This window comes from Geodermatophilus sp. SYSU D01036, assembly GCF_054050435.1.
The window spans coordinates 25,778-48,152 of record NZ_JBJGZJ010000028.1 but is presented as its reverse complement, the minus strand read 5'-3'; the positions used below and the strand labels follow the sequence as shown (position 1 = coordinate 48,152).

Annotated in this window: 21 protein-coding genes and 1 tRNA gene; 7 read left to right on the top strand and 15 right to left on the bottom strand. The window is 75.6% G+C overall.

Annotation, left to right across the window (positions count from 1 at the left end; genetic code table 11):
* Nucleotides 1–392 precede the first annotated feature (392 nt).
* Entirely contained in the window at nt 393–665 is a 273-nt protein-coding gene (gene crgA / locus ACI8AR_RS20645; protein ID WP_456927737.1) for a cell division protein CrgA, read from the bottom strand.
* A 139-nt stretch (nt 666–804) separates the two neighbouring features.
* On the opposite strand from crgA, the gene ACI8AR_RS20640 reads away from it, so the two are divergent.
* Nucleotides 805–1,569: a DUF881 domain-containing protein gene (locus ACI8AR_RS20640; RefSeq protein ID WP_457052660.1), complete on the top strand. Its 765-nt coding sequence runs from the start codon at nt 805–807 to the stop codon at nt 1,567–1,569.
* Nucleotides 1,570–1,594: 25 nt separating this feature from the next.
* Entirely contained in the window at nt 1,595–2,242 is a 648-nt protein-coding gene (locus ACI8AR_RS20635) for an aminodeoxychorismate/anthranilate synthase component II (RefSeq protein WP_457052659.1), read from the top strand.
* A 64-nt stretch (nt 2,243–2,306) separates the two neighbouring features.
* Here ACI8AR_RS20635 and pknB read toward each other — a convergent pair whose 3' ends face one another.
* The 7 genes from pknB to ACI8AR_RS20600 form a co-directional block, all read right to left on the bottom strand.
* Nucleotides 2,307–4,262, bottom strand: coding sequence for a Stk1 family PASTA domain-containing Ser/Thr kinase (gene pknB, locus ACI8AR_RS20630; protein WP_457052658.1), 1,956 nt, complete (start codon nt 4,260–4,262; stop codon nt 2,307–2,309).
* Between the two features lie 136 nt (nt 4,263–4,398).
* Nucleotides 4,399–6,210, bottom strand: coding sequence for a protein kinase domain-containing protein (locus ACI8AR_RS20625; protein ID WP_457052657.1), 1,812 nt, complete (start codon nt 6,208–6,210; stop codon nt 4,399–4,401).
* Entirely contained in the window at nt 6,210–7,652 is a 1,443-nt protein-coding gene (locus ACI8AR_RS20620) for a peptidoglycan D,D-transpeptidase FtsI family protein (RefSeq protein ID WP_457052656.1), read from the bottom strand. Before ACI8AR_RS20620 ends, ACI8AR_RS20625 begins: the two co-directional genes overlap by 1 nt.
* Nucleotides 7,649–9,061: an FtsW/RodA/SpoVE family cell cycle protein gene (locus tag ACI8AR_RS20615; protein WP_457052655.1), complete on the bottom strand. Its 1,413-nt coding sequence runs from the start codon at nt 9,059–9,061 to the stop codon at nt 7,649–7,651. Before ACI8AR_RS20615 ends, ACI8AR_RS20620 begins: the two co-directional genes overlap by 4 nt.
* The gene (locus tag ACI8AR_RS20610; protein WP_457052654.1) at nt 9,061–10,482 is read right to left on the bottom strand and encodes a PP2C family protein-serine/threonine phosphatase; all 1,422 of its coding nucleotides are present in this window, start codon (nt 10,480–10,482) and stop codon (nt 9,061–9,063) included. Before ACI8AR_RS20610 ends, ACI8AR_RS20615 begins: the two co-directional genes overlap by 1 nt.
* A 67-nt stretch (nt 10,483–10,549) precedes the next feature.
* Complete coding sequence (locus ACI8AR_RS20605) at nt 10,550–11,011, bottom strand: FHA domain-containing protein FhaB/FipA (RefSeq protein WP_387988658.1); 462 nt, start codon at nt 11,009–11,011, stop codon at nt 10,550–10,552.
* Between the two features lie 13 nt (nt 11,012–11,024).
* Entirely contained in the window at nt 11,025–11,846 is an 822-nt protein-coding gene (locus tag ACI8AR_RS20600; protein ID WP_457052653.1) for an FhaA domain-containing protein, read from the bottom strand.
* A gap of 176 nt (nt 11,847–12,022) precedes the next feature.
* On the opposite strand from ACI8AR_RS20600, the gene ACI8AR_RS20595 reads away from it, so the two are divergent.
* Nucleotides 12,023–12,105: transfer RNA gene (locus ACI8AR_RS20595), tRNA-Leu, on the top strand.
* A gap of 61 nt (nt 12,106–12,166) precedes the next feature.
* Here ACI8AR_RS20595 and ACI8AR_RS20590 read toward each other — a convergent pair.
* From ACI8AR_RS20590 to ACI8AR_RS20565, 6 genes are all read right to left on the bottom strand, one after another.
* A complete protein-coding gene (locus ACI8AR_RS20590; RefSeq protein WP_457052652.1) occupies nt 12,167–12,805 on the bottom strand; it encodes a response regulator in 639 nt (212 codons plus the stop codon).
* 15 nt (nt 12,806–12,820) lie between these two features.
* Nucleotides 12,821–14,749 (bottom strand): histidine kinase, encoded by a 1,929-nt coding sequence (locus ACI8AR_RS20585; RefSeq protein WP_457052651.1) that lies wholly within the window; start codon nt 14,747–14,749, stop codon nt 12,821–12,823.
* A 35-nt stretch (nt 14,750–14,784) separates the two neighbouring features.
* Complete coding sequence (locus tag ACI8AR_RS20580; protein ID WP_457052650.1) at nt 14,785–15,519, bottom strand: hypothetical protein; 735 nt, start codon at nt 15,517–15,519, stop codon at nt 14,785–14,787.
* Between the two features lie 303 nt (nt 15,520–15,822).
* Nucleotides 15,823–16,218: a nuclear transport factor 2 family protein gene (locus ACI8AR_RS20575; RefSeq protein WP_457052649.1), complete on the bottom strand. Its 396-nt coding sequence runs from the start codon at nt 16,216–16,218 to the stop codon at nt 15,823–15,825.
* 71 nt (nt 16,219–16,289) lie between these two features.
* Entirely contained in the window at nt 16,290–16,727 is a 438-nt protein-coding gene (locus ACI8AR_RS20570) for a DUF1707 SHOCT-like domain-containing protein (RefSeq protein WP_457052648.1), read from the bottom strand.
* 96 nt (nt 16,728–16,823) lie between these two features.
* Nucleotides 16,824–17,987, bottom strand: a complete 1,164-nt coding sequence (locus tag ACI8AR_RS20565; RefSeq protein WP_457052647.1) for an acyl-CoA dehydrogenase family protein — start codon at nt 17,985–17,987, stop codon at nt 16,824–16,826.
* A gap of 98 nt (nt 17,988–18,085) precedes the next feature.
* On the opposite strand from ACI8AR_RS20565, the gene ACI8AR_RS20560 reads away from it, so the two are divergent.
* From ACI8AR_RS20560 to ACI8AR_RS20545, 4 genes are read left to right on the top strand one after another with little or no spacing between them, the layout of a single operon-like run.
* A complete protein-coding gene (locus tag ACI8AR_RS20560) occupies nt 18,086–18,673 on the top strand; it encodes a TetR/AcrR family transcriptional regulator (RefSeq protein ID WP_457052646.1) in 588 nt (195 codons plus the stop codon).
* A complete protein-coding gene (locus ACI8AR_RS20555; protein WP_457052645.1) occupies nt 18,670–19,143 on the top strand; it encodes a GNAT family N-acetyltransferase in 474 nt (157 codons plus the stop codon). Before ACI8AR_RS20560 ends, ACI8AR_RS20555 begins: the two co-directional genes overlap by 4 nt.
* A 31-nt stretch (nt 19,144–19,174) precedes the next feature.
* On the top strand, nt 19,175–19,855 hold the full coding sequence (locus tag ACI8AR_RS20550; protein ID WP_457052644.1) for an RNA polymerase sigma factor: 681 nt from the start codon (nt 19,175–19,177) through the stop codon (nt 19,853–19,855).
* Nucleotides 19,852–20,919, top strand: a complete 1,068-nt coding sequence (locus tag ACI8AR_RS20545) for a hypothetical protein (RefSeq protein WP_457052643.1) — start codon at nt 19,852–19,854, stop codon at nt 20,917–20,919. Before ACI8AR_RS20550 ends, ACI8AR_RS20545 begins: the two co-directional genes overlap by 4 nt.
* Nucleotides 20,920–20,979: 60 nt before the next feature.
* Here the strand turns inward: ACI8AR_RS20545 and ACI8AR_RS20540 are convergent, their stop codons facing one another.
* Nucleotides 20,980–22,161, bottom strand: coding sequence for a DUF222 domain-containing protein (locus ACI8AR_RS20540; RefSeq protein WP_457052666.1), 1,182 nt, complete (start codon nt 22,159–22,161; stop codon nt 20,980–20,982).
* Between the last annotated feature and the right edge of the window lie 214 nt (nt 22,162–22,375).

Here is a 22,375-nt window from a genome sequence, read left to right as displayed (position 1 = left end):
GGGATCTGCCCTGTTCGGCCCGCGTGTCGACTCCTCGACCGCAGTGCCGTGCTCGCGCTCGGTGACCGTCCCGGTGCTGCGGTCATGTCGACACATCCACAGCTGGGTACACAGCTGGGGACAAAGCACAGACCTGTAGTTACTCGGCTGCCCTTCCCGTCACACGCGCCTCACTGGTCGCGAAACCGCAGGTCAGCGCAGTGCAGTCGAACAGGCGTTCTCCACATGCGGTGGACAACCCTGGGGGTACGGCGTCATGTCGACCTGTGGATCCACCGGTGGTGGATGCACAGCGGTCCACACCCCCGGTGTCCACCGCCGGACGGGCCCCGTGTACACGAGAGGCCCCCGTCCCGGGACCGGGACGGGGGCCTCTCGTCAGGCGGTAGGGGCTAGCGCCAGCGCATGGACATGATCAGGCCGACCACCATGGCGCCGAAGCCGATGGCGAAGTTCCACGCCCCCAGCGACACCATGAACGGGATCTGGTCGCCGGCCACGTAGTAGACGACGATCCACAGCAGGCCGAGCACCATGAGCCCGACCATGAGCGGCGCGTACCAGCGCGGGCTCGGCTGGACGGCCCGTGCGTTGGCCGCGCGCGACTGCAGCACGCCCTCGGGCGGCGTGTAGACCGACTTCTTGCGGACCTTGGACTTGGGCACTCGGACCGTCTCCTGCTGACTCGCTGGGGTGCCGGTCCGTCGCGACCGGCACGATCTCCTCCCAGCCTAAGCTGCGAGGGGACCCGCACGGCCGCGCCCGACGGCGTGCCTCCCCCTCCCGTCCCCCCCAGGAGCCCCCGTGACCGCCTCCGAGCCGCCGGTGGGCCCCGCCCGCCACCGGTCGGCCTGGGGCGCCCTGGTGCCCGTCGTGGCGCTCGCGGCGGGGCTGCTGTTCGCCACCTCCAGCCAGACCGCGGAGGGCTCGGACCTGCGCGCCGGCGACGTCACCGAGCTGTCCGAGCTCATCGCCCAGCGCAACGAGGTCATCGCCGGCCAGCAGGAGCAGCTGGCCGCGCTGCAGCGCCAGACCGAGGCGCTCACCGACCAGGCGGCCTCCCGCGACGGCGCCGTCGCCTCCGCCCAGGCGGCCGGTGACGCCGGCGCCCTGTCGGCGGGCCTGGTCGCCCTCCGCGGCCGGGGGGTGGAGATCACCCTCGACGACGCCCCGCGCCGGCCCGACGGCAGCCTGCCGACCGGCGCCCGCCCCGACGACGTCGTCATCCACCAGTCCGACGTGCAGGCGGTGGTCAACGCCGTCTGGGCGGCCGGCACCGACGGCGTGGCGATCATGGACCAGCGGCTGATCGCCACCAGCGCCGTCCGCTGCGTCGGCAACGTGCTGCTGCTCCACGGGCGGACCTGGTCGCCGCCGTTCGTCGTCACGGCGGTCGGCGACCCCGCCGCCGTCCGCGCGCAGCTGGCCGCCTCCCCGCAGGTGGCGGTGTTCGAGCAGGCGGTCGAGGACTTCGGGCTGACCTTCGCCGTGCGCGACCGGCCGGAGGTCACGGTGCCGGCCTACACCGGCCCCCTGGACATGGCACACGCCACAGCCGCTGACGGCTGACCGGGCGCTGCTGTACACAAGGAGCGTGAGCAGGCCCGTCCTCGTCGTCGACAACTTCGACAGCTTCGTCTACAACCTGGTCCAGTACCTGGGCCAGCTCGGCGTGCAGTGCGTCGTCCGGCGCAACGACGCCGTCACCGTCGACGAGCTGCCCGACCTCGACGTCGCCGGTGTGCTGCTGTCCCCCGGCCCGGGCACGCCCGCCGGCGCCGGCGTGACCGTCCCCATGGTGCGGGCCGCCGCCGAGGCCGGGACCCCGGTGCTGGGCGTGTGCCTGGGCCACCAGGCGATCGCCGAGGCCTTCGGCGCCGAGGTCGTGCGCGCGCCGGAGCTGCTGCACGGCAAGACCAGCGAGGTCGTGCACGACGGCGTCGGCGTGCTGGCCGGGCTGCCCTCGCCCTTCACCGCCACGCGCTACCACTCGCTGGCCGTGGACCGGGCCACCGTGCCCGACGAGCTCGAGGTGACCGGCACGACGGCGTCGGGCATCGTCATGGCGCTGCGGCACCGGGAGCTGCCTGTCGAGGGCGTGCAGTTCCACCCCGAGTCGGTGCTCACCGAGGGCGGTCACCGGATGCTGGCCACGTGGCTGGCCGCGTGCGGCCTGGCGCCCGACCCGGCCGTCGTCGAGGCCGCCGCCGCGGGCGCCCGCCGCCTCTCCGCCGCCGTGTAGCCCCCGGCACGAGAGAAGGGGCCCCTCCCGACCGGGAGGGGCCTCTTCTCTCGTCCGCGGTCGCTCAGATGGGGGTGCTCGGGTCGCCGTCCAGGCCGCCGGGGGCGGGGCTGCCCGTCGTCGGCGTCGCCGTCTCGCGGGCGACCAGCAGGGTGACGGTGCCGTCCGGCGCCACCGTCTGGCCCGGCTCCGGGTTGCTGCCCACCACGGTGCCGTCGGCCTGGCCGGGGTCGGCCTCGGTGTCCTGCACCGAGATCGTCCCGGTGAAGCCGGCGGCGGCCAGCGTCTGCCGGGCCTGCCCCTCGGTCTGTCCGACGATCGTCGTCGGGACGGTGACCTCCGCGGCCCCGCCGGACACCTGCAGGGTGATCGGCTGGCCGGCGGACGCCTGCTGGCCGGCGGCCGGGTTCGTCCCGACGACGGTGCCGGCGGGCTCGTCGGAGTCGACCTCGGTCACGGTCAGGTTGGTGAAGCCCGCGCTCCGCAGCGCCTCCTGGGCGGCCTCCTGGAGCTGGCCGGCCACGTCCGGGACCTCGTCCGTGCCGTCGGAGACCGACAGCGTCACGGTGGTGTCCGGGGCGACCGCGGTCCCCTCCTCCGGGTCGACCGCGACGACGGTGCCCTCCTCGGCGAGGGAGTCGACCTGGTCGGAGTTCACGTTGCCCTCGAAGCCGGCGTTCTCCAGCGCCGTGCGGGCCCGGTCCTCGTCCAGGTCGACCACCTGCGGCACGGTCACCGTGTCCGGGGCGACGCCGACGGTCAGGGCGACCTCGCTGCCCTCCTCGACCTGCGCGCCGCTGTCGGGGTCGGTGTCGAGCACCGTGCCTACCTGGGTCTCGTCCGAGACCTGCTGCTGCGTCACCTGCTCGGCGACGGTCAGGCCGGCCGCCTCGATGGCGGCCCGGGCGTCGGCCTCCTGCTGCCCGACCAGCCCCGCGGGCACGGTCACCTGCGCGGCGGCCGGGGGCTGCTCCTCGTCGCCGCTGTCGACCAGCAGCGCCACCCCGACGACGGCGCCGACGAGCACCAGCGCGCCGACGACGAGCGCGACCACCCGGTTGCGCCTGCGCCGGCGGGCGACCGCGTCCTCGTCGTCCCAGCCGCCGTCGCCGTACGCGGGCGCGGCGCCGAGGATGGTGGTCTTCTCCTCGTCGCCCATGACCGGCGTGGCCTCGACCCGCTGCCCGGCCAGGGCCCGGAGCAGGTCGTTGCGCATCTCGGCGGCCGACTGGTACCGGTTCGCCGGGTTCTTGCTCATCGCCTTCATGAGGATGGCGTCGAGCTCCGGCGGCACGGCCGGGTTGATCGAGGACGGCAGCCGCGGGTCCTCGCGCACGTGCTGGTAGGCGACCGAGACCGGCGAGTCGCCGGTGAACGGCGGTGCGCCGCAGACCAGCTCGTAGAGCAGGCAGCCCAGGGAGTAGACGTCGGAGCGGGCGTCGACGGCCTCGCCGCGGGCCTGCTCGGGGGAGAGGTACTGCGCGGTGCCGATGACCGCGGCGGTCGAGGTCATTGTGGCGGCGGAGTCCGACACCGCGCGGGCGATGCCGAAGTCCATCACCTTGACGGTGCCCTGGGGCGTGATCATCACGTTCCCGGGCTTCACGTCGCGGTGCACGATGCCGTTGCGGTGGCTGAAGTCCAGGGCGGCGCAGATGTCCGCGGCCAGGCTCATCGCCCGCTCCGGCTGCAGCACGCCCTCGCGGCGCAGCACGTCGCGCAGCGTCTCGCCCTCGACGTACTCCATGACGATGTACGGCGTCGCGCCGCTGGTCGTCCGGTCCTCGCCGGTGTCGTACACCGCGACGATCGACGGGTGGTTCAGCGAGGCCGCCGCCTGCGCCTCCCGCCGGAAGCGCACCTGGAACGACGGGTCGCGGGCCAGGTCGCTGCGCAGCACCTTGACCGCCACCTCGCGGCCCAGCCGCAGGTCGCGCCCGCGGTGCACCTCCGCCATCCCGCCGCGGCCGAGCACCCCGCCGATCTCGTAGCGCTCGCCGAGCACCTGGGGGGTGGTCATGCGTGGTCCTCTCGGGCGGTGCTCTGGTGGGTCGCGGGCGTCCCGGGGCAGCAGGGAACGCCGGGAGCGCGCCCGGTTCCGGCGGTCACCCTAACGGGCGACGCCGCCCGGTCCCGGGCGGCGCGAGGGAGCGGCGTCACGCCGGCGGGTCCTGGGCGACCACGTTCGCGGCGCCGGGCGGCTGCAGGCCCTGCCCGTTCGTCGAGGCCCCGGCCTCCTCGCTGACCGTCGGCTCGGTGGTCGGGGGCGGCTCGGGCGCCGAGGTGCCGGGGGCGTTCGGCGTGGTGGTGACCGGCGCTTCCGTGGTGGTCGCGGTCGGCTCGGGCGCCTCGGTCGTGGTGGTCGGCGCGGGCGCCTGGCTGGTGGTGGTCGGCGCGGGGGTGTCCTCGTCGCCGGAGCCGCCGTCGTCCTGGCCGCCGGAGTCGTCGCCGGTGTCCTCGGGCTCCTGCTCCGGGGTGTGGTCCTCCTGAGCCACGTACAGGGTGACGGTGGAGCCGCGGGGGACCGGGATGCCGTTGGGGTCGACGGCGGCGACGTCGCCGGCGCTGAGCTCGACGCCCGCGGCCGCCAGCTGGTCGGCGTCGGCGTCGGCCCGGGTCACCTCGAGGCCGGCCTCCTCCAGCTCGGCCTGCACGTCGTCGGCGTCCTCGCCGATGTACTGCGACGCGGCGGGGATGTTGACCAGCTGCTGCGTCGCGCTGGCCGAGCCGCTGGCCGAGGACGTGCTCGCGGAGGGACCGGCGGTGGTGCCGTCGCGGTCGTCCCCGCCGCCCAGCAGCAGCCAGGCGCCGGTGACCAGCCCGGCGACCACCAGCAGGGAGACCAGCGCCCACACCCACCGGCGGCTGCCCCGGCGCGACGCGGCGCCGTCGTCCCACCGCTGCTCGTCGCCGTCGACGGGCGGGCCCTGCAGCGGGGGCATGGTGCGCGCACCGGCGGCGTGCCGGCCCCCGGTGCGCGGGGCGGCGGCCGCGTCGCCGAGCGCGGCGCCCGCGGCCGCCCCGGTGAGCGGCCCGCCGAGGACGCGGGTGCCCTCGCCGTCGACCTCGGGGATGACCTCGGTCCGCGCCGCGGCCATCGTCCCGGTGGCCGACGTCCCGGGCGCCAGGTCGCCGCCGGAGGCGACCGAGCGGATCGCCGCGCCGAAGGCGGCGCCGTCGGTGAACCGGTCGGCCGGGTCCTTGGCCAGCGCGCGCTCGACGAGCAGCCGCACCGGCGGCGGGATGTCCCCGGGCAGGGGCGGCGGCGGGCGGTTGATGTGCGCCAGCGCGATGGCCACCTGCGAGGTGCCGTCGAACGGCCGCACGCCCGTGAGGCACTCGTAGCCGACGACGCCGAGGGAGTAGACGTCGGAGGCGGCGGTGACCTCCATGCCCTGGGCCTGCTCCGGCGACAGGTACTGCGCGGTGCCGACCACCATGCCGGTGCGGGTCAGCGGCGTGGTGTCGCGGGCGCGGGCGATGCCGAAGTCGGTCAGCTTCACCACGCCGTCGGGCCGGACGATGAGGTTGCCCGGCTTGATGTCGCGGTGCACCACCCCGGCGGCGTGCGCGGCCGACAGGCCGTCGGCGGCCTGGCCGAGGACGTGCAGCGTCCAGTCGACCGGCAGCCGCCCCTCCTCGTGGAGGATGGTCACCAGCGGCTTGCCCTCGACCAGCTCCATGACGAGGAAGGCCAGCTGGCCGTTGCCGCCGTCGGCGCTGGTCTCGCCGTAGTCGTAGACCGAGGCGATGTTGGGGTGCGACAGGGCCGCGGTGTGCCGCGCCTCGTTGCGGAACCGGGCGACGAAGCTCGGGTCGCCCATGTACTCGCTGCGCAGCACCTTGGCGGCGACGACGCGGTCCAGGACGCGGTCGCGCGCCCGCCAGACCTCGCCCATGCCGCCCGTGGCGATCGGCTCGGTGATCTCGTAGCGGCCGGCCAGGATGGTGCCGGTGGACAGGGCCATCAGCCCCCCTGACCCTCGAGGTAGGCCTCGATCACGTCGCGCGCGATCGGGGCGGAGACGTCGCCGCCGGTACCCCCGCCGTTCGCCACGAACACCGCGACGGCGATCCGCGGGTCGTCGGCCGGGGCGAACCCGATGAACCAGTTGTGGTCGGGCCCGGCGTTCTGCGCCGTCCCGGTCTTGCCCGCGACCTCGACGCCCGGCACCTGCGCGCGCCGGCCGCTGCCGTTCTCCACGACGCTGACCATCATCTCGGTGAGCTGGTCGGCGACCTCGGGCGTGACCGGCTGGGAGTACTCCTCCGGGTCCGACCGGTCGATGACGGTGAGGTCGGGGGCGCGCACCTGGTCCACCAGGTAGGGGGTCATCAGGGTCCCGTCGTTGGCCACGGCCGCGGCGATCATCGCCGCCTGCAGCGGGGTGGTCCGGACGTCGCGCTGGCCGATCGAGCTCTGGCCCAGCGCCGCCTCGCTCTCGATGTCGCCGACGCTGCTGCCGGCGACCTCCAGCGGGATCTCCATGCCGTCCCCGGTCATCCCGAACGCCTCGGCCATCTCCCGCACGCGGTCCTCGCCGAGGTCGATGCCCAGCTGCGCGAAGGCGGTGTTGCAGGAGATGGTCAGCGCGTCGATCAGCGACTGCTCCTGGCTGCTGCTGCAGGAGGACCCGTTGAAGTTCTCCAGCGTCGTCGACGTGTCCGGCAGGGTGAGCAGGTCGGGGGCGGGGACGACGGTGTCCGGGGTGTACTCGCCGGTCGCCAGCGCGGCCGCCGAGACGATCACCTTGAAGATCGAGCCGGGCGGGTAGTTGTCCTGGGTCGCCCGGTTCAGCCGCGGGTCGGTCTCCATCGCGTCCAGCTGGTCGGCGTAGGCGCGGATGGCGGCGGGGTCGTGGCTGGACAGCTGCCCGGGGTCGTAGGTGGGGGTGCTGGCCATGCCGAGCACCGCGCCGGTGGACGGGTCGAGCGCGACCACCGCGCCGGTCACGCCGTCGAGCCCGGCCATCGCGGCCTCCTGGACGGCGGCGTCCAGGGTCAGGACGACGTCGCCGCCGGCCGGGTCGCGGCCGGTGAACAGGTCGGCCAGGCGCCGGGTGAACAGCCGGGCGTCGGAGCCGGTGAGCACGTCGTTGGCCGCGCGCTCCATCTGCCAGCTGTTGTAGAGCAGCGAGTAGTAGCCGGTGACCGCGGCGTACGTGGCCCCCTGCGGGTACTGCCGCAGGTACTCCAGCCTGTCCTGGGTGGGGACCGACAGGGCCACCTCGGTGCCGTCGACGACGATCGAGCCGCGCTCGCGCGAGTACTCCTCGGTGAGCACGCGGGTGTTGCCCGGGTCCTCGCGCAGCTCGTCGGAGCGCACGACCTGGATGTAGTTGACGTTGACGATGAGCAGGGTGAACAGCACCAGGACGCTGATCGCCACCCGGCGCAGCGGCGCGTTCACGTGGACACCACCTCGGTCGGGGCGTCGCCGAAGGCGGCCTTGGGGGGAGCGGGCGGGGTGGCCGGCCGGCGGGCGGCGTCGCTGATCCGCACCAGGATCGCGACCAGCCCGAAGTTGGCCACCAGCGAGGACCCGCCGTAGGCGACGAACGGCGTCGTCAGGCCGGTCAGCGGCAGCAGGCCGGTGACCCCGCCGAGGACGACGAACAGCTGCCAGGCGACGGCGAAGGCCAGGCCGCCGGCCAGGAGCTTGCCGAAGGCGTCGCGGACGATCAACGAGGTGCGCAGGCCGCGCTCGACGAGCACCAGGTAGATGACGATGACGGCGACCAGGCCGAACAGGCCCAGCTCCTCGCCGATCGCCGAGGCGATGAAGTCGCTCTTGGCCACCGGCACCTGGTCGGGGCGGCCGCCGCCGAGCCCGGCGCCGAACAGCCCGCCGGTGCCCAGGCCGAACAGCGACTGGACCAGCTGGTAGCCGCCCTCGTCGCGGTAGGCGAAGGGGTCCAGCCAGGTGTCCACGCGGACCCGCACGTGGCCGAAGAGCTGGTAGGCGAGGAACGCGCCGCCGGCGAACAGGCCCAGGCCGATGAGCAGCCAGCTGGCCCGCTCGGTGGCGATGTAGAGCATCACCACGAAGATGCCGAACAGCAGCAGCGAGCTGCCCAGGTCGCGCTCGAAGACGAGAACGAGGATCGACACGACCCAGACGACCAGCACCGGGCCGAGGTCGCGGCCGCGCGGCAGCTCCAGGCCCATCACCCGGCGGCTGGCCAGCGCCAGCACGTCGCGCTTGTCGACCAGGTAGGCGGCGAAGAAGACGATCAGGCAGATCTTGGCGAACTCGCCGGGCTGGATGCTGAAGCCCGCGACCCGGATCCAGATCTTGGCGCCGTAGACCTCGGAGACCGACGCGGGCAGCACCGCGGGCAGCGCCAGCAGCACCAGGCCGACCAGGCCCAGGGTGTAGGCGAAGCGGGACAGCAGCCGGTGGTCGCGCAGCACGACGACGACGGCGATGAACAGCGCCACGCCCAGCGTCGCCCACAGCAGCTGGACCGGGGCGTCCTCGCGGGTGGCCTCGCCGTCCTGCAGGCCGGCGAGGTCGAGCCGGTGGATCATCGTCAGCCCGAGGCCGGTCAGCACCGCCACCGAGGGCAGCAGCAGCGGGTCGGCGTAGGGCGCGAACCGGCGGACGACGAGGTGCACGACCAGCCACAGGGCGGTGAACCAGCCGCCGAAGGTCAGCAGGTCCGCGCGCAGCGAGCCGGTGACCGTGACGTCGACGATGCACTGCGCCGCGAGGGTGATGAAGACGGCGAACCCGAGCAGCGCGAGCTCGGTGTTGCGCCGCCGGGGCGGGACCGTGCCCGGCGCGGGGGCGCGCGGGTCGGTCGAGGGGCCGCCCATCACTCCGCCTCCCGGCAGTCCACCCCCGGCTCGGGCGACGACGACGGGGAGCCCGACGTCGGCGCGGCCTCGGTGCTGCTGCCCGTCGCCGACCCGGAGGGCAGGGCCCCGGCGTCCGGGGAGGGCAGCGCGCCGTCAGGGAGCGGCGACAGCGAGGCCTCGGCCGACGGGGGGGCGTCGTCCGAGGGGGTGGACGGTTCGGCGTCGCAGGGCGGCAGGGCCGCGTCGTGCAGGTCGCTCACGATGCGCTGCGCGTCGTCGGCGTCGCTGGCCTCGATGCCCTGCCGCACGCTGTTCTGGTCGTAGGAGGACAGGTCGTCGAGCGCGATGTCGGTGACGTCGTCGACCCGGTAGAGGTCCAGGCCGAGCAGGGCGGTGTCGAAGCCGCGGTAGACCGCGACCCGCTCGCCGCCGTCGGCGGCCGCGACGCCCACGAACCAGTGGGTGAGCACCCACAGCCAGGTGGCGATCGCGCCGGCCGCCAGGACCAGAACCGTCCCCACAGCGACGAACAGCCGCCGCCGAGGGCGGCGGCGGTCGGGGGGAGCGGCGGCCGTGGAGCTGTTCGTCGGTGGTGGCGGAGGCGGGGGCGGGGGGTCGGCGAGCGCCGCCCGGCCGGCCGCCGAGCGGGGGTCGACCTCGCGCTGGCCGCGGTTGTTGCCGGCCGCGCCGTCGACCACCGGCTCCATGGAGGTGCCCGTGCCGGAGTCCTCGACGACGTCGGCGACGATCACGGTGATGTTGTCCGGGCCGCCGCTGCGCAGCGCCAGCTCGACGAGCCGGTCGGCGGTCGACTGCGGGTCGGGGTCCTTGAGCGCCTCGGCCAGCGTCTCCTCGCTGACCACGCCGGACAGGCCGTCGGAGCACAGCAGGTAGCGGTCGCCGGCGCGGGCCTCGCGCATCGACAGGTCGGGGTCGACGTCCTGGCCGTTGAGCGCCCGCAGCAGCAGGGAGCGCTGCGGGTGGTGGTTGGCCTCCTCGGGCGTGATCCGCCCGTCGTCGATGAGGGTCTGCACGAACGTGTCGTCGTGCGTGATCTGGGTGAGGACGCCGTCGCGCAGCAGGTAGGCGCGGGAGTCGCCGACGTGGCACAGCGCCAGTCGGCCGCCGGCGAACAGGACGGCGGTGAGCGTGGTGCCCATGCCCTCCAGCTGCGGCGACTCGCGGATGACCTCGCGCAGGTGCTCGCTGCCGTCGAAGACCGCCTCGCGCAGCGCCTGCAGCATGTCGCCGCTGGGCGCGTCGTCGTCGAGGTGCTCGAGCGCGGCGATCACGACCTTGCTGGCGACGTCGCCCGCGGCGTGCCCGCCCATGCCGTCGGCCACGGCCAGCAGCCGGGGCCCGGCGTAGACCGAGTCCTGGTTGTTGCCGCGGACCAGGCCGCGGTCGGAGCGGGCGGCGTAGCGCAGCGCGAGGCTCATCGGGACCTGCTCACGTCTGGTCTGCCGCTCCCCGTGGTCGTCTGCGTGCTCGTGTGGAGGGTGCCCATCAGCGCAGCTCCAGGGCGGTCTGGCCGATGCGGATCGGCTGGCCGGGAGCCACGAGCAGCGGCCCCTGCACCCGCTGCTGGTCGAGGTAGGTGCCGTTGGTCGACCCGAGGTCCTCGACGTACCACTGCCCGCTGCGGTTGGTCAGCCGGGCGTGCCGGGAACTGGCGAAGTCGTCGGTGAGGACGAGCGTCGAGTCGTCGGCGCGGCCGATGAGGATGGGCTGCTCCCCGAGGGTGATCTTCGTCCCGGTCAGCGGACCGGCGGTCACCACGAGTGTCCTGGGGCCGCGTCCGCGCTTGCGGGCGGGGGTCGCCGCGGCCCGGGGCGGGACCGAGGCGACCCGCCCCGTCCGGCCGCCGAACAGGTCGGCGCGCACCACGCGGAACGCGGCGAAGATGAACAGCCAGAGCAGCAGCAGGAACCCGAAGCGGAAGACCTGCAGCACGATCTCGGCGGTCACGGCCGGCTCCCGTTCACGCGCCGTCCTGCCGGTAGACCAGCACCGAGTGGCCGATGCGGATGACGTCGCCGTCGGACAGCGCCTGCCGGCTCACCCGGCGGCCGTTGACCAGCGTGCCGTTGGTCGACCCGAGGTCCTCGACGACGGCGGTCCCGTTCTCCAGGACGCAGTCGGCGTGCTTGCGGCTGACGCCGGTGTCGGGCAGCCGGATGTCGGCGTCGGTGCCGCGGCCGATGACGTTGCGGCCGGTGCTGAGCTCGTGCCGGGTGCCGGGCCCGTCGACGACGAGCACGTGCGTGACGCCCGGGCGGGAGCCCGCGCGGCCGGTCACCGAGGGGTGCTGCCGCCCGGTGTCGGTGGCGACGCGGCCGTGCAGCGGCGGCAGCGGGGGGACCGCGCCGGAGCCGTGCAGCGACGGCGCCGGCGGGACGGCGGCGGAGTCGGCCCGCGAGCCCGGGCGGGCGGGGTCGGCGACGTGCGAGCTGACCTCGAACACGCCGGTCGGCAGGGCGTCGTCGCGCTCGAGGCGGACCTGGACCTGGCCGAAGACCTGCCAGCCCTCGTCGTCGATGTGCTCGGAGACCATGTCGGCGAGCTCGGAGGCCAGCTGACCGGACCACTCGGCGAGGTTGTCGTAGTCGGTGGGGCCCAGGCGGACGTCGTAGACGTTGGGCGCGAGCACGCGGCCCTCGCCCATGACCGACTTCTGCTCGTCGGCCTCCCGCTGCAGGGCCTTGGCGATCTCGGCGGGGTGGACCTTGCCCTTGAAGATCCGGGCGAAGGCGAAGCCGACCATCCCCTCGAGCCGTCGCTCGAAGCGCTGCAGCACGCCCACAGTCGCTCCTCCACGCTCGCCCGTACAGGTGATCCTCGACTGATCGTAGCCGGGTGGTTGCGTCGCGACCGGCCAGGAACACGTGACACCCCCGGGCCCGGCCGGCGCCGCCGGGCCCGGGGGCGGGACCCCTCCGCCGGGTCCCGCCGGTGGGCTGCTACTGTCTCTCCTCGCCAGGGCAAGTGGCGGAATGGCAGACGCGCACGGTTCAGGTCCGTGTGTCCGGAAGGACGTGGGGGTTCAACTCCCCCCTTGCCCACCCAGTCGAACGGCCTCCGGGATCCCCGGGGGCCGTTCCGCGTTGCGGGGCGGCACGCCGGTCAGCGGGGCCGGCCCAGGCCGGCCTCACGTGCCCGGACCACCGCCTCGGCGCGGTCCCGTACGGCCAGCTTCGCGAAGATCGACGTCACGTTGTTGCGGATGGTCTTCTCCGACAGGTACAGCCGGTGGGCGATCGCGGTGTTCGGCAGCCCGGCGGCGATGAGGTCGAGGACCTCCCGCTCGCGGTCGGACAGCTCCGGGAACGGCTTGGCGACCACCCCCGACCCGGCGGTGAAGAAGGCCCGCAGCCGCCGCGCCACCTCGGCCCCGTACACGCCCTGACCGGCGGCGACCGACTCCAGCGCCCGCCCGATCTCGGCCTGGCCGGCGCCCTTGAGCACGTACCCCAGCGCGCCGGCCTGCACGGCCGCGAACACGGCCTCGTCGTCGGCGACCATCGTGAGCACCAGCACCCGGGCCTCCGGCCACTGCTCCACCAGCCGCCGGGTCGCCTCGATCCCCGACAGGCCCGGCATCTGCACGTCCATCAGGACGACGTCGGGGCGCTCCCGGAGGGCCGCCGCGACGGCCTCGGTCCCGTCGGGTGCCTCGGCGACGACGTCGACGCCGAGGTCCTCGAGCAGGACCCGCATGCCCTGGCGGAACACGAGGTGGTCGTCGGCGACGACGGCGCGCACGGTCTCCTCCTCGGATCAGGTGTGCAGCTGGCGGGGCAGGACGGCGCAGACGCGGGTGCCCGACGGCTCGGCCGGACCCACGGAGCAGGAGCCGCCCAGCTCGGCGGCCCGCTCCCGCATCGAGGACAGGCCGACGCCGGGGACCGGCCGCTCGGGCAGGCCGCGGCCGTCGTCGGTGACGGCCACCTCGACGGTGTCCCCGGTGACCCGGACGTGGACGGCGACGGTCTGCGCCGCCGCGTGGCGGACGGCGTTGTGCAGCGCCTCCTGGGCGATGCGCAGCGCGGCGACCTCGAGCGCGGCGGGCAACCCGGTCAGGTCCCCCTCGCCGGTCACGGTCACCCGAGGGCCGCCCTCCGCGAGCGGCGCCGCGCCGGCGCGCAGCGCACCGAGCAGCCCCAGGTCGTCGAGGGTCGGCGGGCGCAGGCCGTGCACCAGGCGCCGGACGTCGGTGACGGCGTCGGCGGCCTGGGTGCCGGCCGCGGCGACCAGCGTGGCGGCCCGGGCGGCGTCGTCGCGGCGCAGCGCGGACCCGGCGGTGTCCAGGGTCATCACCACCGCCGACAGCTGCGGGCCCAGGCCGTCGTGCAGGTCGCGCCGCAGGCGGCGGCGCTCCTCCTCGCGGGCGGTGACCAGCCGTTCCCGGGACTCGGCGAGGTCGCCGCTGAGCCGCACCGCGTACGCGGCGGCCGCCAGCCGCCCGGCGAGGTCGGCGAGCACCCGGTCGTCGGCGGGCTCGAACCCGGCCGCGGCCGCCCGCGGGGCCACGAGCAGCTCGCCCACGGGCTCGCCGTGCAGCGCGAGCGGCACCCGGCGGGCACCACGGGGCACCTGCCCGGCCTCCTCGCGGACGACGGCACCGCCGGGCAGCGGCACCTCGACCGCCGCCCCGCGCAGCCGCAGCCCCGTGGCCACCGCCTCCGCGCCCGCGTGCAGCGCCTGCCGGGGCGACGCGGCGGCGCCGAGGGCGGCGTCGACCCGGGTGAGCAGCGTGTAGGGGTCCCCGCGGTCGCCGTGGAGCAGCCGGTCGACCAGCCGCTGCACGTGCAGCCGGGCGGGGTGGAAGGCCAGCGCCACGGCGAAGGCGGCGAGGAAGGGGGCCCATCCCCGGCGGTCGCCCAGCAGGGCGCCGGCCCAGCCCACCACCGCGGCGTACACCAGCGCGGTCAGCCCGAGGAGCACACCGCCGACGACGGTGCGGTTGACCAGCAGGTCGATGTCGTAGAGCCGGTAGCGGAACGCGGCGACGGCGAGCCCGGCCGGCACGAGGAGCACGGCCAGCGACACGCCCCACCACGGCGCGAGGAACGTGGCCGCGATCGCGACGACGACGCCGTACCCGGCCCAGGCCAGCTGCCGCCGCTGCACGCCGTCGGCCCGGCGCACCCGGACCACGAGCGAGGCGACGCCGGCGGCCACCAGCGCGCCCAGCAGCACGGGGAAGGCGGGGACGCCGAAGGGGTCGCCGACGCCGAGGGGGAGGGCCACGGCGGCGGTGGCGAGGACCGTCAGGGCCAGCGCCGCCGCGTGCGGGAGCCGCCACCAGCCGGGCAGCGGCCGGCCGTGGGGGAGGACCTGCGGCAGCACCGTGGTGACCAGCAGCAGTGCGGGCACCCACACCCAGCCGCGGACCCAGCCGGCCGGTCCGGTCTGTCCCGCCGCGGCCCACCAGGACGTCGCGAGGACGTACGCCGAGGCCGAGCAGCCGACGGCCAGCAGCAGCCAGCCCAGCCGCCGGGCCTGCGGCAGCCCGGCGAGCAGGGCCCCGGCGACGGCGAAGCTCGGCCCGGCCACCGGCTCCGGGGTCCGGAAGAGCTGCGGCAGCCAGTCCCCGCCGCGCAGGACGGGCAGGACCAGCGCGACGGCGGTGGCCACGACCGCGGCGACGGCGAGCAGCCGGGCCGCCGGGAGGGCGACCCGGCTGCCGCGCCGGTTCCGGTACATGTCCGGTGGACCGTAGGGGTCGGGGTCCCCGCGGGTCAGGAGGCGAGGCCGGGCTGTTCGCCCGAGCGGGCGAGGTGACCTGCGCGGGTGGGGTGACCTGCGCGGGCGATGTGCACCGCCAGCCCCAGGGCGCCGGCCAGCCACAGCCAGTGCGGGTCGACCGGGCCGACCGCGCCGACGGAGAAGTCGAGCACGATGAACGCCAGCCACGCCCCCGGGATCCAGCGCGGGACGACGCGGGAGCGCAGCAGGCCCACCGTCAGCGTGACCATCCCCAGCGTCGTGCCGAGCAGGAAGGGCGCGAGGAACAGCGCCAGGAACACCGGGTGCGCCTCGGCGGCGGACAGCAGTGCCGCCGCGCCGTCGAGGTCGGCGGCCTGCGAGGCCGGCAGTTGCAGGTAGCCCGTGAGGTAGATGCCCACGAACCCCCACATGCCGGCCAGCAGCAGGGTGCCGGCGGCGATCGCGGTCCGCCGCATGCGGGTGGCCAGCAGGCCGGCGGCGGCGAGGAAGGCGATCGCCATGAACGGGATGGCCAGCGTGCCGGCGACCAGGCGCGTCGTGAACAGGGCGGTGTTCTCCCCGACCAGCGCCAGCTGGTCGACGATCGCCTCGGGGCGCTCCGGCAGGAACTGCACCAGGGTGGCCTCGGCGGTGTTGAGGACGCTGCCGACGACGAGGCCGGTGACGGCCAGCCGGCGGCCGACGGGGCCGAGGGAGCGTGCCGGGGCCGGCGCGGCGGGGACGGGGACGGGAGCGGTGGTGTGCACGGGAGGGACCTCCGGGTCCGGTGCGGCGGGTCGTTCCCGCCGGTGTGCACCCACCGTCTGCTCGGACACGTCCCGGCCACCCGGGAGCCAGGTCCCCTCCTGACCGGGACCGGCGACCGCGGCCACGCCGAGGACCTCGTGCGGACGGCGCCGGCCCGGACGCACAGGGACGTTCACCCACCCGGTCCTCGAGGGACAGCGCAGCGACGTCGAGCCCGCGCAGGTCCACGCCGGCTGGGACGCCACCCTCGCCGGCTGCACGGAGCGCGGGTCGGCGAGGGGTGAGCGGCGCTCCGGCGGTGCTCAGGCGGTGCCGGCGGTCTCCTGCAGGAAGGCGGCGGAGTCGTAGTAGGTGCGGACGCCGGTGAGCAGGCCGTCGTCGGACCCGTCGCCCTCGATCACGGTGACGCCGCGGTAGGTGAACGGCTTCCCGTTGCGCAGCGTGCCGCGCGACTCCCACTCCAGCGCGGCCGTCCTCTCGCCGACCGTGCTCGAGGTGAACGTCGTCTCCAGGTCGCCGAAGACATTGCGGTAGTCCTCCCAGAACCGGCGGGCGCCGTCGCGGCCGCGCGCCTCGTGGTCCTGGTTGAGCTTCACCAGCTCGGCGTCGTCGCCGGTGAGGTCGACCAGCGGCTGCGGGTCGCGCTCGGCGTCGAGGTGGTGCAGGGCGTCGGTGAAGCGCTCGGTGAGCGTGTGCACGGTGGTCCTCCGGGCTCTCGGCTGCGGTCCCCGGGGGCTACCCGGCCCGTACCGGACGGACCCGCACCGGTTCAGGCGGCCGGCCGCCGTCCGCAGCGCCGCTCGCCGAGGGTGCGGGCGAGCAGGACGACGCCCCACGGGCCGACGACCCACACCGGCCACGGGTAGACGAGGCCGCCACTGCCCACCACGGACACCAGCCAGATGCCGACGACGATCACGCCGGTCACCAGCCAGCTCGTCCAGGCCGCGCGCAGGTCGTGCCCCCACGCGCCGTGCCAGGCGCCGCCGTACGCGGCCGCGGCGACCGCGCGGGGCGCCGGGCGGGCCGGGCCGGGCAGGTCCGTGGTCAGCTCGGCCAGCTCGCCGTAGGTCCGGGCGGCGTGCGCGCGGGCCGACCGGTCCTCGTACTCGGCCAGGGTCAGCCGGCCGTCGGCCAGCGACTCGTCGAGGCGGGTGACGACGACGGCGCGGTCGGCGTCGGCGGCGAGCAGGTGCGGCTCGGGCATCTGGGGGCTCCTCGTCAGCGGGTGACCCGAGTCTTTCCCGGTGCCGCGGCCGTCACCATTGACAGACGTCACGGGTCGGCCGTGCGTCCTGCACGGTCAGCCGTTCGCGGGCACGGCCTCCCGGGCCAGGTGCTTGCCGATCACCATCCGCTGGATCTGGTTGGTGCCCTCGAAGATCTGCATGACCTTGGCCTCGCGCATGTACCGCTCGGCGGGGTGGTCACGGGTGTAGCCGGCGCCGCCGAGCACCTGGACGGCGTCGGTGGTGACCTTCATGGCGGCGTCGGTGGCGACGAGCTTGGCGATGCTGGCCTGCCGCGAGTACGGCTGCCCGGCGTCCTTGCGGCGGGCGGCGACCAGGTAGGTGGCGCGGGCGGACTCGACGGCGGCGGCCATGTCGGCCAGCAGGAACGCCACGCCCTGGTGGTCGACGATGCGCCGGCCGAAGGCCTCCCGCTCGAGTGCGTAGGCGACGGCGACGTCGAGCGCGGACTGGGCCAGCCCGACGGCGACCGCGCTGACGCCCAGGCGGCCGGAGTCCAGCGCGCCCAGGGCGATCGCCAGGCCGCGGCCGGGCTCGCCGACCATCCGGTCGCCGGGCACCGCGACGTCGTCAAGCCGGATCGCCGCGGTGGTGGAGCCCGTGAGCCCCATCTTCTGCTCGGGCGGCGCGGCGGACAGGCCGGGCAGGTCGGGGGTGAGGTGGAAGCAGGAGATGGCGCGGTCGCCGTCGTCGGGGGTGCGCAGGAAGGTCGTGTAGAAGTCCGCCTGCCCGCCGTGGGTGACCCAGGCCTTCTCGCCGGTGGCCACCCAGCCGTCCTCGGTGGTCTTGGCGGCGGCGCGCATGGCCGCGGGGTCGGAGCCGGCGTGCGCCTCGGACAGGCAGTAGGCGCCGAGCAGCCGGCCGCCGACCATCTCCGGCAGCCACTCCTCGCGCTGCTGCGGGGTGCCGAACCGGTCGACCGGGCCGCAGGCGAGGGTGTGCACGCTGACCCCCAGCGCGACGCTGGCCCAGCGCATCGCCAGCTCCTCGACCACCTGCAGGTAGACGGCGTAGGGCTGCCCGCCGCCCCCGACGTCCTCGCCGAACGGCAGGCCGAGCAGGCCGGCCTCGCCGAGCAGGGCGAACACCTCCCGCGGGAAGCGCTCCTCGCGCTCGTACGCGGCCGCCTTCGGCGCCAGCTCGGCGTCGGCGATCTCGCGGGTGAGCGCGATCAGGTCGGCGGCCTCCTGGGTGGGCAGCTCTCGGTCGACGGCCACGGGGTCCCCCTCGTCGCGGATCAGCGGCAGTACCGAGGACGATACGCGGGTACTGCTGCGAGGCCAGGGGGCATGCTCTCCCGCCGGATGGAGGTGCCGTGACGACGACCGAGACCGGCGAGCGGCGGCTGACCGCGCGCCAGGCGCAGCTGCTCGACCAGCTCACCGAGCTGTTCCTCGCCGAGGGCTTCGCCGGGTTCACCCTCGAGGACCTCGCCGTCCGGCTGCACTGCTCCAAGACGACGCTGTACGCGCTCGCCGACAGCAAGGAGCAGCTCGCCGTCCGGGTGGTGCGGCACTTCTTCCGCCGGGCGACGGCCGCCGTCGAGGCGCGGACCGCCGGGGAGACCGACCCGGCGCGGCGGGTCACCGCATACCTGGAGGCCGTGGCGGGGGAGCTGACCCCGGCGTCGCGGGCGTTCTACCGCGACCTCGAGGCGTTCCCGCCCGGGCGGGCGGTGTACGAGCACAACACCGCCGCCGCCGCCGAGCGGGTGACCGCGATGATCGCCGACGGCGTCGCGGCCGGCCGGTTCCGCGAGGTGCACCCGGCGCTGGTGGCCGACACCGTCACCACGCTGATGTCGCGCATCGGCCGCGGCGACACCGCCCGCGCCACCGGCCTGGACGACGCCGCCGCCTACCGCGAGCTCGCCGCACTGCTGCTGCACGGGATCAGCCGGTGACGGTCGTGCTCGAGCCCGCCGCCTGGGACGACGACGAGGTGCGGCGGCTGACCACCGCTCAGCAGGCCGAGCTGCGGGCCCGCTACGACGGCGACAGCGAGCCGGGGACGCCGCCGTCGGCCGCGGACGTCAGCGTCGTCCTGGTCGCGCGGGACCCCGACGGGACGGCGGTCGGCTGCGGCGCGCTGCGCGCCCTGGGCGACGACGTGGCCGAGGTCAAGCGCATGTACGTGGCACCGGAGGCCCGTGGGCGGGGCGTGTCCAAGGTGGTGCTGGCCGGGCTGGAGGCCGCGGCCCGCCAGCGCGGCTGGACGACGCTGCGGCTGGAGACCGGGCCGCGCCAGCCCGAGGCGATCGCGCTGTACGAGGGGGCGGGCTACCGTGCGATCCCCGCGTTCGGCGCGTATGTGGACGCCCCGGACGCCGGGTGCTCGCTGTACTACGAACGGGACCTCGCCGGCCGCGCGTGAACCCGATCCGGCGCACCGGACATGGAGGGGTGTGACCGCCTCACCGCCCGCGTCCGGCTCACCACCGGTCGCCACCGCCCCCGCCGTGCACCGGCCGGCCGGCCCGCCCCCGGACGCCGTCCCGCTGCGCGCGCTGCCGTCGTCGCTGCCGACCGACGCCGAGGTGCTCGCCGGGTCGCTCGCCGAGCCGGAGCTGTTCGCGACGCTGTTCGACCGGCACGCCGCCGCGGTGCACCGCTACCTGGGCCGGCGGGTCGGCGAGCTGGCCGACGACCTGCTCAGCGAGACGTTCCTCGTCGCCTTCCGGCGCCGCGCCGACTACCGGCCGGAGCGCCTGGACGTGCGGCCCTGGCTGATCGGCATCGCGACCAACCTGGTGCACGGCGCCGCGCGGGCCGAGCGGCGCCGCTACCGGGCGCTGGCCCGGGCGGCGGCCGAGCCGGACGCCCGCCCCGACGACGACCCGCACGACCGGCTCGACGCGCAGGCGCTGCGCGGCCCGCTGGCCGCCGCGCTCGCCGGCCTCAAGGCCCCCGACCGCGACGTCCTGCTGCTCGTCGCCTGGGGCGACCTGTCCTACGAGGAGGTCGCCGCGGTGCTCGACGTCCCCGTGGGCACCGTCCGCTCCCGCCTGCACCGCGCCCGCCGCCGGACCCGCGCCGTGCTCGAGGCGCCGACGCTGTCCGACCTGCTGTCGGAGGAGACCCGATGAACGAGACGACCCTGCTCCGCGAGGCGGGGCCCGAGGCGCCGGAGCTGACGCCCGCCGCGCGCGCGGCCGCCCGCGCCGCCCTGCTGGAGGAGATCGAGGCCGCGGGGCCCCGCCGGTGGCGACCGCGGCTGCCCGGGCGGCGGGTGTCGCTGCGCGTCGGCACCGCGCTGGTCGCCGTCGCCGCCGCGTGGACGACGGTGGTCGTGGTCACGCCCGACGACGCCGTCCCGCAGCGCTCCGTCCCGCCGGCCGCCGCGCCGGCGCCGGGCGGGATCACGCTGGTCGCCGCCGAGGCCGTCACCTTCCCGGTCGCCCTCGACCCGGTGCCCGAGGGGCTGACGCCGCTCCACAGTCGGCGCGGCGGCATCCCGGAGTACGGGAGCACGCCGCCGCACTTCGTCGCCGACTACGAGCCCGCGGACCCGGCGGCTGCCGACCCGGGACGGGTCCTGCTCGGCCTCTACCCGGAGGACCCGCGGACGTCAGAGGACTACGGGTTCTGGCCGGAGGGGGAGCCGACCGGGACGGCGACGGTCGACGGTGCCGAGGCCGCCGTCTGGCGGGAGGACGGCACGGTCAGCCTGCTGTGGGAGCGGCCGGACGGGCAGTGGGTCTGGCTCGCGGGGGAGGGTGCCCCGGCGGAGGTCGAGGCCCTGGTCGCGATGGGGGAGTCGATCGTGGACCGGCCCGTGCCGGTGGGACTCCAGTTCGGCCTGGCGCCGGCCGGTTGGTCCGTGGGCGGCTACGAGGAGAGCCGCAGCCTCGACCTGGTGAGTGACGCCGACCCCGTGCTGGCACTGCGGCTCAGCGCGGTGGGCGCCCAGTACACCGGGACGATCGACGAGCTCCTCGAGGGGATGCCGACGGCCGCCCCGACGGAGCCGGTGACCGTGCAGGGCCGCGACGGCCGGCTGGCGCTGCTGACCGGCGACGTGGGGCAGTCGCCGTTCTGGACGCTGATCGGGCAGCTCCCGGACGGCCGGTTCTTCCGCCTGCTCGCCCCGCAGGTGTTGACCCGCGAGCAGGTGCTGCAGATCGGTGAGCAGGTGACCGCCGCGCCCTGACGGCGCGCAGCCCGGCACGGCCGTCCGCTCGCAGCGGGCGGCCGTGTCCGGGCGCGGAGGTCAGGCGGCGGGCGCCAGCGGTGGTGGCCGCAGCGGTGCCGGCATGGTGATCTCGGTGCCGTCGGGGCGCCAGGTGCGCCATCGGCCGTCCGGTTGCCGCTCGACGCGGAAGCCGTGGTGGACCTTGGTGTGGTGGCGCTCGCACAAGAGCGCCGAGTTCTCCAGCGACGTCTCGTCGCCGTCGAGCCAGTGCACCAGGTGGTGGGCGTCGCACCACCAGGTCGGGGCGTGACAGCCGGCGAAGACGCAGCCGCCGTCCCGGACCTCCGCGGCGCGGCGGATACCCCGGGTGGGCAGCCGGTGGTCCCGGCCCACGTCGAGCGGCACGCCGTCGGGCCCCATGACCACCCGGGCTATCGCGCCGTCGCAGGCCAGCCAGCGGGCGCGGGCGGCGGAGACGAGCGTGCCGGAGCCGAGCTCCGCGCTGCCCGTTCCAGCCGCGAGGTCCTCGGCATCGACCTCCACGACGACCTGCGGCTTCACCCCACGCAGCACCGGCACCCCACCGGAGGCCAGCGCGTTGTCGGCCACCTGCACCAGGGCGTCGCCGAGGCGCTGGGCGCGGGTGCGCTCGTCCCCGGCGGGCCGGTCGGCCTGCACGTGGGCTTCGAGTGCGGTCTGCAGCCTCTCCCCGCCCACGGCGTCCAGGTGGAACCGGCCGGACAGCGAGCCGTCGGCGTGCCTGGCCAGCGTCAGCGACCGGCCCTCGGTCGGGTCGGGCTCCGGCCCGTCGGGATCGAGGTCGGTGCAGTGGTGCTGCACCACCTGCACCAGGTCGGCGTACTCCCGCTCGACCGCCACACCGGTGAACACCGCGTCGATCACCGCCAGGTCGACGCCCTGCTCGGACGCGGCGATGAGCCGTTCCGGAGTCACCGCCCGCGCGGCGACCGCGACCTGCTTGGCGGACACCAGACCGGCGGCGTGCGCCTCGGCCGGCGCCGGCAGGTGCTCCAGCGCCCGGCCGTTGCGCACCAGCCGCGCGGCCTCCGCCGTCGAGAGCCGGCAGTGCCCGCGCAGCCACGAGGCCATCGACCTCAGCCCGTCCCGCTCGGGAGCCTGGGACAGCTCCGCGGACCGCACTGCGCGGGCCAGCCGGGCGTCGACCCGGTTGCGTTCGGCGACCAGCGCGGCGACGTCGTCGAGGACGTCCCCGCTCTCCCAGTCATCCGAACACGTGATCGAAGTCTCGTGGACCCAGCGGCCTCGTGCAGGGCGAATCCCCAGCTCAGAGGGCCGTCCACTGATCTCACGAGACACTCGACACGGGCGGGGAGGTCGACTCGCGTGAGCGGCAGGCCGGGCCGGGTCCCGCCCGACCCGCCGCCGCCCCGTGCGGAGGGACGCCGCCGACGCAGGAGGAGGACCGCTGGGCCGGGTTGCCGGGATGTGGTGG